Annotated in this window: 13 protein-coding genes; 4 read left to right on the top strand and 9 right to left on the bottom strand. The window is 68.5% G+C overall.

Annotated features, from left to right (window positions below):
* Nucleotides 1-60 precede the first annotated feature (60 nt).
* The gene (locus EV644_RS29475; protein WP_132192238.1) at nucleotides 61-693 is read right to left on the bottom strand and encodes a LysE family translocator; all 633 of its coding nucleotides are present in this window, start codon (nucleotides 691-693) and stop codon (nucleotides 61-63) included.
* 85 nt (nucleotides 694-778) lie between these two features.
* Between EV644_RS29475 and EV644_RS29470 the strand changes: the two genes are divergently transcribed.
* On the top strand, nucleotides 779-2,257 hold the full coding sequence (locus EV644_RS29470; protein ID WP_199240053.1) for an aminotransferase-like domain-containing protein: 1,479 nt from the start codon (nucleotides 779-781) through the stop codon (nucleotides 2,255-2,257).
* 144 nt (nucleotides 2,258-2,401) lie between these two features.
* Here the strand turns inward: EV644_RS29470 and EV644_RS29465 are convergent, their stop codons facing one another.
* Nucleotides 2,402-2,650, bottom strand: a complete 249-nt coding sequence (locus tag EV644_RS29465) for a DUF7455 domain-containing protein (RefSeq protein WP_241998965.1) — start codon at nucleotides 2,648-2,650, stop codon at nucleotides 2,402-2,404.
* 440 nt (nucleotides 2,651-3,090) lie between these two features.
* Here EV644_RS29465 and EV644_RS29460 point away from each other — a divergent pair, with 440 nt between their 5' ends.
* From EV644_RS29460 to EV644_RS29450, 3 genes are all read left to right on the top strand, one after another.
* Nucleotides 3,091-5,175 carry a DNA gyrase/topoisomerase IV subunit B gene (locus EV644_RS29460; protein WP_132192235.1) on the top strand — a complete coding sequence of 695 codons (2,085 nt, stop codon included), beginning with the start codon at nucleotides 3,091-3,093 and terminating at the stop codon, nucleotides 5,173-5,175.
* On the top strand, nucleotides 5,172-5,843 hold the full coding sequence (locus EV644_RS29455) for an HAD family hydrolase (RefSeq protein WP_132192234.1): 672 nt from the start codon (nucleotides 5,172-5,174) through the stop codon (nucleotides 5,841-5,843). The genes EV644_RS29460 and EV644_RS29455 overlap by 4 nt, the downstream gene beginning before the upstream one ends.
* Before the next feature lie 63 nt (nucleotides 5,844-5,906).
* A complete protein-coding gene (locus EV644_RS29450) occupies nucleotides 5,907-6,374 on the top strand; it encodes a VOC family protein (protein WP_132192233.1) in 468 nt (155 codons plus the stop codon).
* Nucleotides 6,375-6,415: 41 nt separating this feature from the next.
* Here the strand turns inward: EV644_RS29450 and EV644_RS29445 are convergent, their stop codons facing one another.
* The 7 genes from EV644_RS29445 to EV644_RS29415 form a co-directional block, all read right to left on the bottom strand.
* On the bottom strand, nucleotides 6,416-7,702 hold the full coding sequence (locus tag EV644_RS29445) for a pyroglutamyl-peptidase I (RefSeq protein WP_241998961.1): 1,287 nt from the start codon (nucleotides 7,700-7,702) through the stop codon (nucleotides 6,416-6,418).
* A 170-nt stretch (nucleotides 7,703-7,872) separates the two neighbouring features.
* The gene (locus EV644_RS29440; RefSeq protein WP_241998958.1) at nucleotides 7,873-8,943 is read right to left on the bottom strand and encodes a glycoside hydrolase family protein; all 1,071 of its coding nucleotides are present in this window, start codon (nucleotides 8,941-8,943) and stop codon (nucleotides 7,873-7,875) included.
* Nucleotides 8,944-9,196: 253 nt separating this feature from the next.
* Nucleotides 9,197-9,760: a beta-class carbonic anhydrase gene (locus tag EV644_RS29435; RefSeq protein ID WP_132192231.1), complete on the bottom strand. Its 564-nt coding sequence runs from the start codon at nucleotides 9,758-9,760 to the stop codon at nucleotides 9,197-9,199.
* Nucleotides 9,757-10,698, bottom strand: a complete 942-nt coding sequence (locus EV644_RS29430) for a ferredoxin family protein (RefSeq protein ID WP_199240068.1) — start codon at nucleotides 10,696-10,698, stop codon at nucleotides 9,757-9,759. The genes EV644_RS29435 and EV644_RS29430 overlap by 4 nt, the downstream gene beginning before the upstream one ends.
* A gap of 46 nt (nucleotides 10,699-10,744) precedes the next feature.
* Nucleotides 10,745-12,424: an MFS transporter gene (locus EV644_RS29425; RefSeq protein WP_241998956.1), complete on the bottom strand. Its 1,680-nt coding sequence runs from the start codon at nucleotides 12,422-12,424 to the stop codon at nucleotides 10,745-10,747.
* Nucleotides 12,425-12,524: 100 nt separating this feature from the next.
* The gene (locus EV644_RS29420; protein WP_132192229.1) at nucleotides 12,525-13,232 is read right to left on the bottom strand and encodes an LppX_LprAFG lipoprotein; all 708 of its coding nucleotides are present in this window, start codon (nucleotides 13,230-13,232) and stop codon (nucleotides 12,525-12,527) included.
* 4 nt (nucleotides 13,233-13,236) lie between these two features.
* Nucleotides 13,237-15,687: a DNA gyrase/topoisomerase IV subunit A gene (locus EV644_RS29415; protein WP_132192228.1), complete on the bottom strand. Its 2,451-nt coding sequence runs from the start codon at nucleotides 15,685-15,687 to the stop codon at nucleotides 13,237-13,239.
* Nucleotides 15,688-15,749: the final 62 nt, after the last annotated feature.

Raw genomic sequence — 15,749 nt, 5'->3', positions numbered from 1 at the left:
CCGAGGTGGAGTGACTTGCCAGGTGGAGTGACTTGCGCGGCTCGGGGATGGTGCCGGGGCTCAGTGCAGGGTGCCGAGGGCGGCGACGGTTGCGATGGTGAGGTAGATGCCTCCGACGACGAGGCGTTGCGTCCGTCCGCCGCTCCGGCCCTGTGAGCGGAAGCGACGCCCGATCGCGTCCGCGCCGACCGCGTAGGAGAGATCCAGCAGCAGCCCGATCGCAAGCACGGCCACGCCCAGCAACAGCATCTCGTTCCGCAACTGCACCGGACCCGCACCGCGGCTGGTGAATTGCGGCAGGAACGCGAGGAAGAACAACGCGACCTTCGGGTTGAGCAGGTTCACCAGCACGCCCTCCCGGAACACCCGACCGAGCGGCGCGGTGCGTACGCCGCCGATCCCTTCACCGGCAGGCGCCCGCAGAGTCTTCAGACCCAGCACCGCGAGATAGGCCGCCCCGACCAGCGTGATCCCGGTGAAGATCGCGGGCGACGCCCGGACCACAGCCACCAGTCCGAGGGCCGCGACCACGATGTAGACGAGCGTGCCGGTCTCGATCGCGAAGGCGGAGACGACCCCGGCGCGCCGGCCCTGGGCGAGGCTCCGGAGCGAGATGTAGATGTTGTTCGGCCCCGGCATCCCCACCAGCACGACCGTCGCTCCGACGAACCCGAGCGCCTGCGCGATCCCCATCTGTCTCACCCTCTCGAACTGGACTGCTGACTGCCACTAGCCTGGCGGGATTGGAAGCAGTCCACCCGAGCCAATGAGGGGTGAAGTGGACCGTTCTGGAGATCCGTCCGCCCTCGCGGACCTGATCGGGCACCGCCTCACCGACCATTCCGGCGGCCTGTACCGTCGCCTGGCCGACGCGATCGCCGAGCTCATCGGATCCGCCGAACTCCCCGTCGGCGCGCGGCTACCGGCCGAACGCCCGTTGGCCGAGGCCCTGGCGATCAGCCGCTCGACGGTCGTCGCGGCGTACGACGAACTGCGCGGGCGCGGCCTGGTGGAAAGCCGCCGAGGCAGCGGTACGACGGTGGCGCGCTCCGCGAGCCGCGGCCGCTCGGGCGCCGACAAACGCATGCCCAAGGGGTACGGCGAGTCGCTGTTCCACCGGATCGCCGTCGGGCCTGGCGAGGTTATCGCGATGACCTACGCGGTCGACCCCGGAATCCCCGAACTGGCGGCCGAGGTGGAAGAACTGGCCCGCACCGAGCTACCGGTGCTCTTGCAAGGTGTCGGCTACCACCCGCGCGGCCTCGAAGTACTTCGGGAGCGGATCGCGGAACACTTCGACGAGTCGGGTCTGCCGACCAGCGCTGACCAGATCGTGGTGACGAGTGGCGCCCATCAGGCGATCGCGTTGGTGACCCAGATGTACCTGCGCTCGGGGGCGGCCGTGGCGATCGAGCAACCGAGTTGGCCGGGGTGCTTCGACCTGTTCGGAGCCGCCGGCGGCAGGGTGGTCGGCGTACCGCTGGATGACGCGGGGATTCGGCCCGATCTGCTGGCGGCGGCGTTCGCCGAGCATCATCCGGCGATGCTGTTCGTGATGCCGACCTTCCACAATCCGACCGGGCGGCTGATGTCGTCGGCGCGACGGCGTCAGGTGGCTGAGTTGGCAGCCAAGCATGGGGTTGTTGTTGTCGAGGACAACGCGTATTCGACCTGGGACCCGACCGGTCCGGAGATTCCACCGCCGCTGGCCGCCTTCGCGCCGGCGAACGCCGAGGTGCTGACGATCGGCTCGGTGTCGAAGGCGGTCTGGGGTGGTTTGCGGATCGGCTGGATCCGCGCCCCGCGTCCGCTCGCTGAGCGACTGGCCCGGCACAAGGCGCTGGCGGATCTAGGTAGCCCGGTGATCGACCAAGCACTCACCGCACGACTGTTGCCCCGGCTGACCGAATTGACCGCAGCCAGGGCGACCGCCGCGACCGAACGGAAGCGGTGGATGGGCCGGCTGTTGACGGAGCGACTGCCCGAGTGGGTCTGGGAGGAGCCTGAAGGCGGCTCTGCGCTGTGGATCCGGCTGCCGGACACCGATGCACGCGTCTTCGCGCAGGTCGCTCTGAGGCACGGTGTCGAGGTCGTGGCGGGACGCGCGATGGATCCGACGGGGGAGCACGACGATTACCTCAGGGTGCCGTTCAGCTATCCCGTCGACGTCATGGACGACGCGGTCGACCGGATGGCCCGGGCGTGGCAGGAACTGCGTCGCCACGGACCGCCGCCCGCAGTACCGGTGATCGTCTGAGGGATTGTCCGGAACCGGCCACGGCAGCAGTTACGCCGCAAGCTGAATGTGATGCATATAACGGATGGCGGCCACCCTTCCAGGTGACCGCCATCGGTGAAAGCTAGTAGGGGTAAGCGCCCTCGTTGGCGCTTCGAGGCCGGGTTACCGGTCGCCCTCCGCAGGGACCGACTCGGCGGGGGTGTCTTCGAGCCGACCCGTCTCGTCGTGAATGGTGATCGCGATGTTGCGCAGCTTCTCCGCGTGCTCCCGGCCGTGGTGGGCGCAGAACAGGAGCTCCCCACCGCTGGTCAGGGTGACACGAACGTAGGCCTGCGCACCGCAGCGGTCACAACGGTCCGCAGCCGACAGGGTCGAACTCGGGGCGAGTGCTGTAGTCACTTGAGGCCTCATCTCATCTAGTTCCGTACTCACCAGATAGCAACATCCTGACATGCGGATCGCTTCCCGGTAGGTGCAGCGTGTCCGTATGTGAGACGAACCACCTGTTCCCTTATGACGCATATTGACGGGGAATCGTTTCGGATACGGTCGATCTGGTGTTTCCGGCGAGTGTCGGGCGTGTCTTCTCTCACTGTGCGCCACGACCTCTTCACCGTGTGCGCGCGGTCGGAGTGTCGCGAAGACCACACAATCGAGTCCGGATCGATATCTGCCGGGACACCTTTCTTGCTTCGGCTTCGCTGCCTGTGAAGTACCCCGCAGAGATCATGGATACACCAGCGCCACAAGGCGACCCTGCCAGGTTTTGGGGGTCGGGCTGCGTAGGCTGTCTGCGTGCGGTGGTTCCGGCTGCCGCGCGTTGTCTGCTTGTGAACCAGTGAAGGAGCCCTGTGGCCGCCCCGACGCCTCGCAGTACCGAGCTCGACCCGACGTACAACGCCCGCCACCTGCTCGTCCTCGAGGGGCTGGAGGCGGTGCGCAAGCGGCCGGGTATGTACATCGGCTCGACCGACAGCCGCGGTCTGATGCACTGCCTGTGGGAGATCATCGACAACGCGGTCGACGAGGCACTCGCCGGGCACGGTGACCGGATCGACGTCGTGCTGCATCGGGACGGTTCCGTCGAGGTGCGGGACAAGGCTCGCGGCATCCCGGTCGACATCGAGCCGAAGACCAAGCTCAGCGGAGTCGAGGTCGTCTTCACCAAGCTGCACGCCGGCGGCAAGTTCGGCGGCGGCTCGTACAACGCCTCCGGTGGTCTGCACGGCGTCGGCGCCTCCGTCGTGAACGCGCTGTCCGCGCGGCTCGACGTCGAGGTCGACCGTGGCGGCTCGGTCTGGACCACGTCGTTCCGTCGCGGGGTCGCCGGTGAGTTCGACGGCGAGGGCGCGGCCGCGGGATTCACCGCGACCAAGGGACTGCGCAAGGCCGGCCGGGCCAAGAAGGGTGTCACCGGCACCCGGATCCGGTACTGGGCGGACCGGCAGATCTTCACCAAGGACGCCGCCTTCAACTACGACGAGCTGGTCACCCGGGCGCGGCAGACCTCGTTCCTGGTGCCCGGCCTCGAGCTGGTGGTGCGGGACGAGCGCGGCGACGAGCCGACCGAGGAGTCGTTCAAGCACGAGGGCGGGATCAGCGAGTTCTGCGAGTTCCTGGCCACCGACCAGAAGGTGAGCGACGTCGTCCGGCTGTCCGGGACCGGCCACTTCACCGAGACCGTGCCGATGCTCGACGATGCGGGTCACATGTCGCCGACCGACGTCGAGCGCGATCTCGAGGTCGACATCGCGGTCCGCTGGGGCGACGGCTACGAGACAGAGCTGCGGTCGTTCGTGAACATCGTGTCGACGCCGAAGGGCGGCACCCACGTGGCCGGCTTCGAGCGCGCGCTACCGAAGGTGTTCACCAGCGCGCTGAACGGCACCCGGCTGCTGAAGAACGGTGAGGAGATCATCAAGGACGACGTGCTGGAGGGCATGACGTCCGTGGTCACGGTCCGGCTGTCCGAGCCGCAGTTCGACGGTCAGACGAAGGAAGTCCTCGGTACTCCGGCCGCTTCGCGGATCGTCGCGAAGGTGGTCCAGACCGAGCTCGAGAGCTTCCTCACCTCGACGAAGCGCGAGCACAAGGCGCAGGCCCGCGCAGTACTGGAGAAGGTGGTCGCAGCCTCGCGGACGCGGGTCGCCGCCAGGCAGCACCGGGAGCTGCAGCGGCGCAAGACGGCGCTGGAGTCGTCGGCGTTGCCGGCCAAGCTGGCGGACTGCCGCAGCAACGACGTGGACCGCTCCGAGTTGTTCATCGTCGAGGGTGACTCGGCGCTCGGCACCGCGAAGCTGGCGCGGAGTTCGGAGTTCCAGGCGCTGCTGCCGATCCGGGGCAAGATCCTGAACGTGCAGAAGGCGTCCGTCGGCGACATGCTGAAGAACGCCGAGTGCGCCTCGATCATCCAGGTGGTCGGCGCGGGCTCCGGGCGGACCTTCGACCTGGAGCAGGCGCGCTACGGCAAGATCATCTTCATGGCCGACGCCGACTCCGACGGCGCCCACATCCGCTGCCTGCTGGCGACGCTCTTCTTCCGGTACATGCGGCCCCTGGTCGACGCCGGCCGGGTCTACACCGCCGTACCGCCGCTGCACCGCTTCGAGCTGACGAACCCGAAGAAGGGGCAGGACAAGTACATCTACACGTACTCCGACGCGGAGTACCAGCGGAAGTCGGCCGAGCTGATGAAGAAGGGCGTCCGCTGGAAGGAGCCCCCGCAGCGCTACAAGGGTCTCGGCGAGATGGACGCCGACCAGCTCGCGGAAACCACCATGGACCCGCGGCACCGGACCCTGCGCCGCATCACCGTCGACGACGGCGAAGCCGCCGCTGGTGTCTTCGACCTCCTGATGGGCAACGACGTCGCTCCCCGCAAGGAGTTCATCGTCCAGGGCGCCTACGAACTGGACGAGAACCGCATCGACGTATGACGGGCGGACCGGCGGGGCTGCCGCGGCTTGCCTGTTTTGATTTGGACAACACGTTGATCGATAGGGATGCGTCGTTCGTTGCGTGGGCCGAGTGGTGGGTTGCGCGGGCAGGGCTCGGCCGGGAGGTGGTCGAGTGGTTGCTGGCGAACGACGAGGGTGGGTTCCGGGAGCGGCCCGAGCTGTTCGTGGGAGTTAAGGCGCGGTTCGGGCTCGGCGGTGACGTGGGTGCGATGGTCGAGGCGTATGACCGGGAGCATCCGTTGTTCACCTCGGCCGAGCCGGCCGTGCTCAACGGGCTGACTTCCTTGCGTACTGCGGGATGGAGGGTGGCCGTGGTCACGAACGGTGGCACGCTCCAGCAGGCGATCAAGCTCGAGCACACCGGCATCGGGGCGGTCGTCGACTTCAAGTGCATCTCCGAGTCGGTGGGGGTGCGCAAGCCCGATCCCCGGATCTTCAAGATCGCGGCGGAGTACACCGGTGCGACCTTGGAAGGTGGCTGGATGGTGGGCGACCACCCGGCGTACGACATCGCCGGCGGGATAGCGGCCGGCCTGTCCACCATCCGGATCGGCAACCACCACCCGACAGAAGCTACCCCGGACCGCACGCCGACCTATCACTTCTCGTCCGTGCTCCAGACCTTCCCTGTCATCCTCGCCAGTTGACCTGTGGTCTTCCGCCGGTCCGCAGGGTAAGGATGGGCCCCACCCTGACGGAAGGCGCCGATCATGAGCGAGAAGGCCTATCTGCCGCCGGACGGCCAGGTGCTGACGCCGTACCTGTGCTGTCGTGAGGCCGCGAACGCGATCGAGTGGTACCGCGAGGTGTTCGGTGCTCGCTTGCGCGAGGATCCGTTCGTGGGGCCGGATGGCCGGATCGGGCATGCGGTCCTCGAGATCGGCGGCGCGCCCCTCATGTTGTCCGATGGCTACGCGGAGGCCGGCGTCGAGGCGCCGGCACTGGACCGCCTTCCGACGTACGCGATGAGTCTGTACGTGCCCGACGTCGACGCCACCACCGTGGCCGCCGAGCGTGAGGGCGCCACCGTCGAGAGTCCGCCCGCGGACGCCTTCCACGGCGCCCGGGCTGCCACGATTCTCGACCCCTTCGGCATCCGCTGGATGCTGGCCACCCAGCAGCGTCGGGTCAGCGACGCGGAGTACCAGGCCGCCCGTGCGGACTTCGCCGGCAGTTGACTGAGTGCGCTGCCTCCTCGGCGAGGAGGCAGCGCAGTGGCTCAGCCGAGGCCGTTGCGCAGGATTGCGCGGGCGCCGTTGACGATGGCGTCGCGGTTGGCTTCGTACGTCGGGTCGGTGATGGCGGTGGTGTTCGCCGGGTCGAACTGCAGGACGGGCACGTGGAGGTGGCCAGCCGGCATGGTCGGGTCGAGCAGGTTGCGTTGCAGGGTGTTCCGGTAGGCGACCTCGTTCGACAGGTAGCCGCCACCGGCGCCTTCGGAGGCGATGGAGCCGGGCGTCGGCCCGAGCGGACGCCGTACCGGGAGGGTTTCGCCGGCGGGGATCTCCAGGACCGAGGTGTTGACCCGGGTGCGGAAGGGTGTGACGTCCGTGGCCGCCATCGCGGCGGTCGGAAGACTCGTCGTCAGCCACTCCGGTCCGGCGGGCATGCTCGGGGAGACGACCGGCGCGTTGACGGTCCCGCCGCCCCACAGGTTGTTGTTGTCACCGATGGAACTGACCGAGCGGCGGCGCCCGTTGAACACCTCGAGGTCGAAGATGCCGACCCGGCCCTGGCTCGCGGTCATCACCAGGTCGGCGTGCTGAGCGCCCGGGCGGTAGTGCGGCGCGAGCGCGTCCTCGACCATGTTCTCGTCGAAGTCGGTGTAGCGGACCGGGAACACCACAGTCTGGATCTCGTACGTCTTCCCGTTCACCTTCCACCGCTGCCCGTCGAGGCTGAGCGCGTTCGCCCCGGACGGGTTGCCGATCCGGATGTCAGCATCCAGCGTGAACGGGTCGAACCCGGTCACCAGGACCTTCTGCACCCCGGACCCCTGTACTCCGGAGCTGAACCGGCTGCTGGTGATCCCGCGTGACGAGTACTCGAGGGTCCGGATCAGCGCCGCGCGTTCCGCAGTACTGAGGCTGAAGCGGGGTTCCCACTGCCGGAGCGCGTGGGCCATCGAGATGCGGGCCCAGTAGAGGCCGCGGTCATCGGTCGAGGGGAGTGCGGGTGCGGTCTGCGGGTGCTGCGCGCGGTAGGTCGCGGTCTTCCAGAGCACCTCGCCTTGGACGCGGACGAGGATCGAGGCGGCGGCGCGACTGGGCACAGCGCAGAGTAGGTGACCGAACAGGGCTACCTGGTTGTCGAAGCCGGAGCGGGCCAGGATCTCTGCGGGCACGGACGGATCGCCGCCGATGCCGTTGTCGAGACGCTGCTCCTCGACCGTCCCGGCTACGGTCTGATCGGAGCAGGTCTTTGCCGGGCGAGCCGTGGTGGACGAGGTGGCGGTGGCCGGTGGGGCGGCGGTGAGAGCGGTGCTGAGCACGAGCGCACCGGCCACCGCGGCACGAGAGAAAGAGCTTGGGCGGAGTCTCATTACGGCTGTCTATCAGATCTACCCGAGTCCGCCGAGAGATCGGAACAAGCTTGACTATGGCAGACAGTATGCAAGGGATTACCTTCTGAAGTGTGCTTCCAGGTGGCGTGCGGTTCTTCCCCGCCGATCCGCCGTCAGTCCTCGACCAGGGCCAGGGCGTACACCAATGGCCCGCGCTCAACGGTGATCGCACCGCTGGGTCGGGGGACCGCCTGGATCGCCGCGCCGAGGTGCAGGCGCAGAGTGTGGTCACCGGTCCAGTCCCGCTTGACCTCGTGGACGGAACCCGGGGTGACAGCGATCGGATTCTCCTCGTCGATCGTGAGGGATGCGTCAGTCGCCCAGCCAGGGATCCGAAGCCGAAGTGGAACGACCTCCGAGGCACGGACGCTGATCGTGACGTCGTCCTCGAAGGGATAGCCACCAGAGACGTGCACGCTCAGGGAGTCCGGCTCGACTGAGCACGGCGCGTACGACAGGGCGGTGAGACCTCCGTCGGCCGACCGCATCCAGAGGTAGGTGGTGTACCGGGGCCAGCCCTGGTGGCGGTTCGCAGTACAGCAGCCGAAGTGTGGTTCGAGGCCGAAGATGTTCGCGTCGGGACCGTTGTTCGTGTAGGTCCGGTCTTCGGTGACGTGACACACGACCTGGTTGGCCTGCTGCACGTACTGGTGGGTCCGCTCGTCCGGAGACACGCTCGCCGGCAACGCGTTGAAGGTGAGGCGCTCGAAGCGCTCCGCGATGACCTCGACCGCGCCCCACGACTCCAGCGCCACCTCGAGCGAGGCGAGGTACTCGACGACAGTGCAGGTCTCCGTCCCCTGGCTCGGATGCAGCCCGGCCAGGTGCTCGTCGCAACTGAACAGCCCGTTCGCCTGCCCGTGGTGCTCGTCCAGGGACGCGATCATCCGCAGCAGCCGGGTCTGCTCGTCGTCAGAGGGGGACTGCAGCCACCAGACCGGCATCGCCTTCAGCCCCATCGCGACGTTGACGCCGTGCGAGGATAGGTGGTGGCCGTCGTTCATCCAGGTGCCGCCGGCCTCTTCCTGGTAGGCCAGCAACGTTGCTTCCGGCACCTTCTCGGTGAACGGCAACCGGTCGGCGTAGGCGAACCAGTCGAATCCCTGAGCCTGGCACTTCGCTGCCAACGGCAACAACCAGTCCTCGCCGGTCAGGTCGTGGAGCTGGTGGATGACCCAGACCACGTCCGTCCACCGCGACCGGGCCCACTCGCGCAGCGCCCACTCGTCCAGCCCTCGGCGTCGCCACCGATCCAGCCGCTGCGGGCCACGTCCGGCCAGAACTCGTCGAGGTGCCCGGCCATGCCGTAGGCCTACTGGCGCAACCGCTCGAGCAGCCAACCCTCCGGGCGCAAAGTGCCGAGCGGAAGCGGCCGCAACTCGGGTGCAGCGAGCCACGACTCTTCGGGAGACTGTGCTGAGTCGTCCAGCCCCGGCATCAGCTGATCTGCCTCAGCCTGCCGGTGTCCACGTCGTACATGAAGCCGCCGACCAGTACGTCGTTGCCGATCAGCGGGTGTTCGCGCACCGCGGCGACGTCGCGGCGCAACGCCTCCAACTGGTCGGGCACGACGTTCAGCGGCAGGTATCCGGCGGGCTTGCCGGCCGCGAGCTCCACCTTCTCGCGCAGCTGGTCCTCGGTCATCGCGGCCATCGCACAGCGGGTGTGCGGGATCACCATGATCCGGCGGACCCCGAGCAGCTGCACACCGAGCACGAGGCCGGTCATCGTCAGCTCGGTGACCCGGCCGCCGGCGCTGCGCAGTACCTTCGCGTCGCCGGGCTTGAGCCCGAGCATCTCCAACGGCGGGATCCGGGAGTCCATACAGGTCACCACGCCGATGCCGGCGTGGGCGATGCCGTCGAAGCCGCTGTAGGCGAAGCTCGCCGCGTACTCCGAGTTGGCCGCGAGCAGGTCCTCGAACCCGGTCAGCGGGGTGTTCTGCCCGGACCCTTCACTGCTGACGGCGGCTTCGGCGCTCGTCGGCGGTTCGGCCTTCATCGGGGGAGTCCCGGGGTGATGGTTCCGGCACGCAGGATCGACATGGCGAACGGTTCCTTTCCGCAGGATTCCGGGCGGGGTGGATCAGCGGTCTCACTGGTGACCTGGACGGTCCAGGCCCGGCCGTCGGTGTGTCCCACCGTGACGGTCGCCAGGTCCTCCGCGATGACGCTGACCGCGTCCAGCGCAGCCTCGCCGATGAGGGTGCGGACGGCGATCTCAGCGACCTGCCCGCGCTTGGTCCAGGTGGACCGGCCGCGCAGGTTGTCCAGCACCATCTCGCCGCGGTCGGCGGCGGTCAGGATGGCCTTGGCCGTCTCGAGGTCGAGATGACCGTACATCGTCCCTGCCGGGAGCAGGGTGGCGGTGGGTGCAAAGCGGTGCCCGCCGAGGTGGTTCGACTCCCAGACCCGGCCCGGCGCCAGGGCAGCCATCGCCGCGACGATCGGGCGGCCGAGCAGGGCACAGCACTCGTCCCGCTTGCCGTTGGTGCAGACCAGCAGCACCGGCTCGGTCACCGGCGACAACTCGGGCAGGGATGCCACGACCGCGTCGAGGTCACCTCGACTGACGGCATCGAGGTCGAGCGAGTCGAGCTGTTTCGGGTCGTTGACGGAGCCACCGAGCAGCCACGTCCTGCCCTGCAGGGTGCACGCGACGTACACCTGATGAGCCCGCGGGACCGCGTCCGCGTGCTTCCCAGGACTGCGGATCAGCCCGAAGCGGAGGTCGGCCTTCTTGGCGGCGGCGTCGATCCCGGCGCCGAAATCGGGATCCAGGTGGCTCTGGGTCGGCGCCTTCGCACCCCACGGCCCGGGCTGCTCCACGACGAGCCAGCCGGCGGCGACGATCGCCGACCCCGGCAGAGGTTCCTGGAGCTGCCGGCAGATGGCCGAGCAGAGGCCTGGTGCGCCGGTCGCGTCGATACGTGCACTCACAACCGTTACGGTACGCGAGCTGAGACGGTCACCCGCATGATGATCATCACCTGTGGACGGCCGCCCGCCGCCCGAGCAGCAGAACCGCCAGTACCGCGGCCGCGAACGCGCAGACGGCCGCCCCGGCGAAGATCGTGTGCACTTGTGAAATGGCCGCTTCGCGGAGTGCATCGATGAACGGACGGCAGGTTCCGGGGTTCGCCGGGCACAGCTCGTTGGGCGACGGGATGTCGTCCACCAGCGTGTAGTAGCGGCGCAGCCCGATCGCGGTCAGGGCCGATACGCCTACGAGCATCCCTACCATCCGGGCGACCACGACCAGAGCGCTGACCAGTCCATGGCTGTCTGGCCGGGTGGCGGCGAGCATGGCGGTGTTCACTGGGGAGAGAGCCAGCCCGAAGCCGAACCCGCACAGCAGCAACGCGATGGTCGCCGGTGCGTGGTCGAGCGCGTCCCGCTCCCAGAAGGCCATCAGCACGAACATGGCACCGGCCAGAGCGAGTCCGGCACCAGTGATCAGTCCCAGCCCGTAGCGACGGGTCAACCAGCCTCCGACGACCGCGCCGACAGGCAGGGCGACGAGGAACCTCACCAGCACAAGGGCTGCGGCCAGTTGGCCGCCACCCTGCGTAGTACGGGCGAAGACGGGCACGTCGACCAATGCGGCGATCAGAGCGGCTCCCACCAGGAAGCTGACCAGGAGAGATCCCCAGGCCGCCTTGGAGCCGAGCAACCCGGGCGGAACGATCGCCTGCGCAGTACGGCGTTGCCACAGGGCGAAGGCGATCGCGAAGACGGCGGCGGCAACCAGCAGCCACGGTCCGGCGGGCGCCATCACCTCACGCTCGGGATCAGCTGTGGCGAAGGCCAGAACGATTCCTGCCAGCGCCAGCGCGAGCAGTGTCGCTCCGAGCAGGTCCACCTGCTTCAAGAGGCCGCGGAGACTCGAGCGGCTCTTCACCAGGACCAGCGCGAGCCACAAGACCGCGAGCACGAGCGTGACGAGGCCGATCGGGGTCAGGAGCCGTGATTCGCCGGTGAACGGGACGAAGGGCAGCCCAAGGGTCACGCCGTTCGCGAGCCGGTCGGGCGCTGTCAGGGTTAGTCCGAGCGCTATGCAGGCGAGCAACCCCACTGCAGCGGAGATCGGAGGGCGATGTCGGCCGCGGAGCAGCAGAGCAAGGACGACCGCCACGACGAGGTTCAGCCAGAAGATGTAGCGCCAATCGGCGATCGCCAGGACAACGGCACCCAGCAGTGGTCCTAGTACTGCGCCGAGCTCCTGGACCGCGCCGACGACGCCGAGGGGGAGTCCTCGCTTCTCTGGTGGCCAGAGATCGGCAACCAGGGCAAGCGTTGCGGGGACGAGCCCACCTCCGCCTACGCCTTGGAGGAACCGCCCTGTGACCACCAGCGAGAGGTCGTAGGCCGTGGCTGTGATCAAGGAGCCCACTGCGAACAGGAGCAGCGCGCCGACCAGTACCGGGGTCCTGCCGACGACGTCCGCGATGCGGCCGATCAACGGCAGCACGGCGATGTAGCCGAGCAGGAAGCCGGACACGATCGGCGCGGCCCGCTGCAACTGGTCCGCGGACAGGCCGACGCCGGCCATCATGTCCGGCAAGGCCAGGACGACGACATAGGTGTCCGCCGCGGCGAAGGCGACGGCGATCGAGGCAAGCGTCAGCCGCGCCCTCGACCCGGTCGCCACCTGACTATCCGCCACGGCCGGACCTCCACTCGCCTGCGCTGTGCAGCGCCATCGCCGCGGCCGTCCCGGCCCCTTGATCCGTCACGGCTCGAAGCTCATCACGGTGTGGGGGTCGTCACGGCTTGGTGATCACTACCTGCTCGCCGTACTTGTCCAGGGTCACGTCGTAGCTGCTGGTGGCGCCGTCGTAGAACGGCCCGGTGATCGTTGCCGACACCAACTGCTTGGTGTCCTTGTCGATCTTGAACGTGCTCGGGAAGTCCTGGTCGGCCGGCGCCTTCGGGAAGATGCCCTGCAGGTTCTTGCCCTGGACCGAGCCGGTGACCTCGGTGAGCACCTTCGCGCCGTCCCGCGTCTCGCCCTTGATCACGGGGTCCTTGAGGGTCGGCAGCACAGAGGTGAGGCCCTTCTCCGGGTCGAGCAGGACCGCCGGGTCGGGCGCGCCCAGCCCGGCCAGCTGCGACGGCGGGAGCTCGATGAACTTCGGGGAGAACGGGAGCTTGGCGTAGACCTTGCTGCCCACCGCGACCACCTCCGCGTCGATCGGCGCGCCGGCCGCGCGAACGGTCAGCTTCCCCTTGAACGCGGGGGCGTGCGTCGCCACGCCGTCACCACTGGCCAGCGTCTGCCCGCCGTCCGGGAGGTCCCGGCCGGTCAGCACGATGTGCACGCTGGCCGCCTCGTCGATGGTCTTCTTGACCTCGGTCAGCAGGGCGACCGGATCGTCGCCCTGCTTGGCCGCAGCGTCGTCCTTCTTGTCGCTGCAACCGGCCAGCGTCACCGTCAGCACCAGCGCCGCGCCGAGCGCGACCAGTCTCTTCATGTGCTCAGCCTGCCAGGTCCGCGGCCACCGCGGCGATCGGCTGAGCCACCGGTACGCCGGAGCCGTCGCGGCGGGCGTCCAGCGGGGGCAGGTCGACCGGGGCGCCGCTGTTCGCGCTGGCCCGGACCGGAGCGGCTCCCGCGAAGGCGAGCAGGAGCCCGTCCTCGCCCTTGAGCAGCCGGTGGCACCGGACACCGCCGGTCCCTCGGCCCTTGCCCGGGTACTCGCTGAACGGCGTCACCTTGACCGCTCCGACCTCGGTGCCCGGCAGGGCGTCCGAGGACCCGGAGATGGTCACGACGAAGTTGTCCTTGGCCAGGTCGACCGCGCCGAAGAAGGTCACCTTCGCGCCACCGGTGAGTCGCACCCCGGCCATACCGCCCGCAGTACGGCCCTGGGGCCGGACCACGGAAGCGTTGTAGTGCAGGAGTTGCGCGTCGCTGGTGATGAAGCAGAGCTCCTCGTCACCCGTGGTCAGCTCGACCGCGCCGACCACCTCGTCGCCGTCGTTCAGGCGGATGATCTCCCACGAGTCCCGGTTGCTGAGGTGATCCGGCAGGACCCGCTTCACCACGCCGGTCGCGGTACCGAGGGCGACCCCTACAGAGTCGGGGTCCATCGTGGTCAGCGCGAGCGCCTTCTCACCGGGCTCCAGCGAGACGAACTCGGCGACCGGCGCGCCACCCTGCAGGTTCGGCGCGTTGGCCGTCGTCGGTACGGCGGGCAGGTCGAGCGACTCCAGCCGGATCAGCCGGCCGGTGCTGGTGATCAGCCCGTACTGGCCGCGGGCGGTGCTCTTCACCGCGGACACGATCGCGTCGTGCTTGGCCCGGCTGTCGCCGGTGCCGAACGGCTCGACGCCGTTCGTCCTGGCCAGCAGGCCGGTCGAGCTCATCAGCACCCAGCACGGGTCGTCGGTGACCTCGAGCGGGACCGCGGCGGTCTTGGTCGCGCCGGACGACTCGAGCAGCACCGTACGCCGGGGCGTGCCGTAGGTCTTCGCGACCTCGGCGAGCTCCTCGGAGACGATCTTCTTCAGCAGCGTCTCGTCATCGAGGATCGCGGTCAGCTTCTCGATCTCGCGTTCGAGCTCGCCCTTCTCGGTCTCCAGCTCGAGCTTGGAGAACTTGGTCAGCCGGCGCAGCGGCATGTCGAGGATGTAGTTGGTCTGCACCTCGGTCAGGTCGTAGATGTCCATCAGCCGGGTCCGCGCGGCGGCCGCGTCGTCGCTGGTCCGGATGATCTGGATCACCTCGTCGATGTCCAGGATCGCGACCAGCAGACCGTCGACGATGTGCAGCCGGTCCTGCGCCTTCTTCCGGCGGAACTCGCTGCGTCGCCGGGTGACGTCGTACCGGTGGCCGAGGTAGACGTCGAGCAGCTCCCGCAGGCCGAGCGTGCGGGGCTGGCCGTCGACCAGGCAGACCGCGTTGACGTGGAACGAGTCCTCCAGCGGGGTCAGCCGGTAGAGCTGCTCCAGCAAAGCCTCGGGGACGAAGCCGTTCTTCACCTCGATCACCAGCTGGGTGCCGTGGCTGCGGTCGGTCAGGTCCTTGACGTCGGCGATGCCCTGCAGCTTCTTGGCCTGCACCAGCGTCTTGATCTTCTCGATCACCTTCTCCGGGCCGACCGTGTACGGCAGTTCGGTGACCACGATGCCCTTGCGCCGCGGGGTGACGTTCTCGATCCGGGCGGTGGCGCGCATCTTGAAGCTGCCACGGCCGGTGAGGTAGGCGTCCTTGATGCCTTCCAGGCCGACGATCTTGCCGCCGGTCGGCAGGTCCGGGCCCGGGATGAAGCGCATCAGGTCGTCGAGGTCGGCGCCCGGTGTCTTGATCAGATGCCGCAGCGCCTGGATCACCTCGACCAGGTTGTGCGGGGCCATGTTCGTGGCCATTCCGACGGCGATCCCGGCGGCGCCGTTGACGAGCAGGTTCGGGAAGGCGGCCGGCAGGACCGAGGGCTCTTCCTCACGGCCGTCGTAGTTCGGTTTGAAGTCGACGACGTTCTCGTCCAGGCCGTTGGTCATCGCGACCGCGGGCGGCGCCATCCGGCACTCCGTATAACGCATCGCCGCCGGACCGTCGTCCAGGGATCCGAAGTTCCCGTGGCCGTCGATCAGCGGGACGCGCATCGACCACGGCTGCGCCGTACGGACCAGGGCGTCGTAGATCGCGCCGTCGCCGTGCGGATGGTACTTACCCATGACCTCACCGACGACACGGGCGCTCTTCACGTGGCCGCGGTCGGGGCGGATGTTGTTCTCCGCCATCGAGAACAGGATCCGGCGCTGGACCGGTTTGAGCCCGTCGCGGGCGTCCGGCAGGGCCCGGGAGTAGATCACCGAGTAGGCGTACTCCAGGTAGCTGCTGCGCATCTCGTCGGAGACGTCGACGTCGAGGATGTGCTCCTCGAAGTCCTCGGGCTCGGCGGTGGTGTTGGTACGGCGTGCCATACGGGTCTACGTGCTCCTCGGTGCCAGCAACTCTTGCGAGCGCGCCGCGGCGGTCCGGCGGC

Source organism: Kribbella orskensis (genome assembly GCF_004342085.1).
Classification (GTDB): Bacteria; Actinomycetota; Actinomycetes; order Propionibacteriales; family Kribbellaceae; genus Kribbella; species Kribbella orskensis.
Note: the sequence above shows the minus strand (reverse complement) of the source record. Positions and strands in the feature narration are given on the sequence as shown.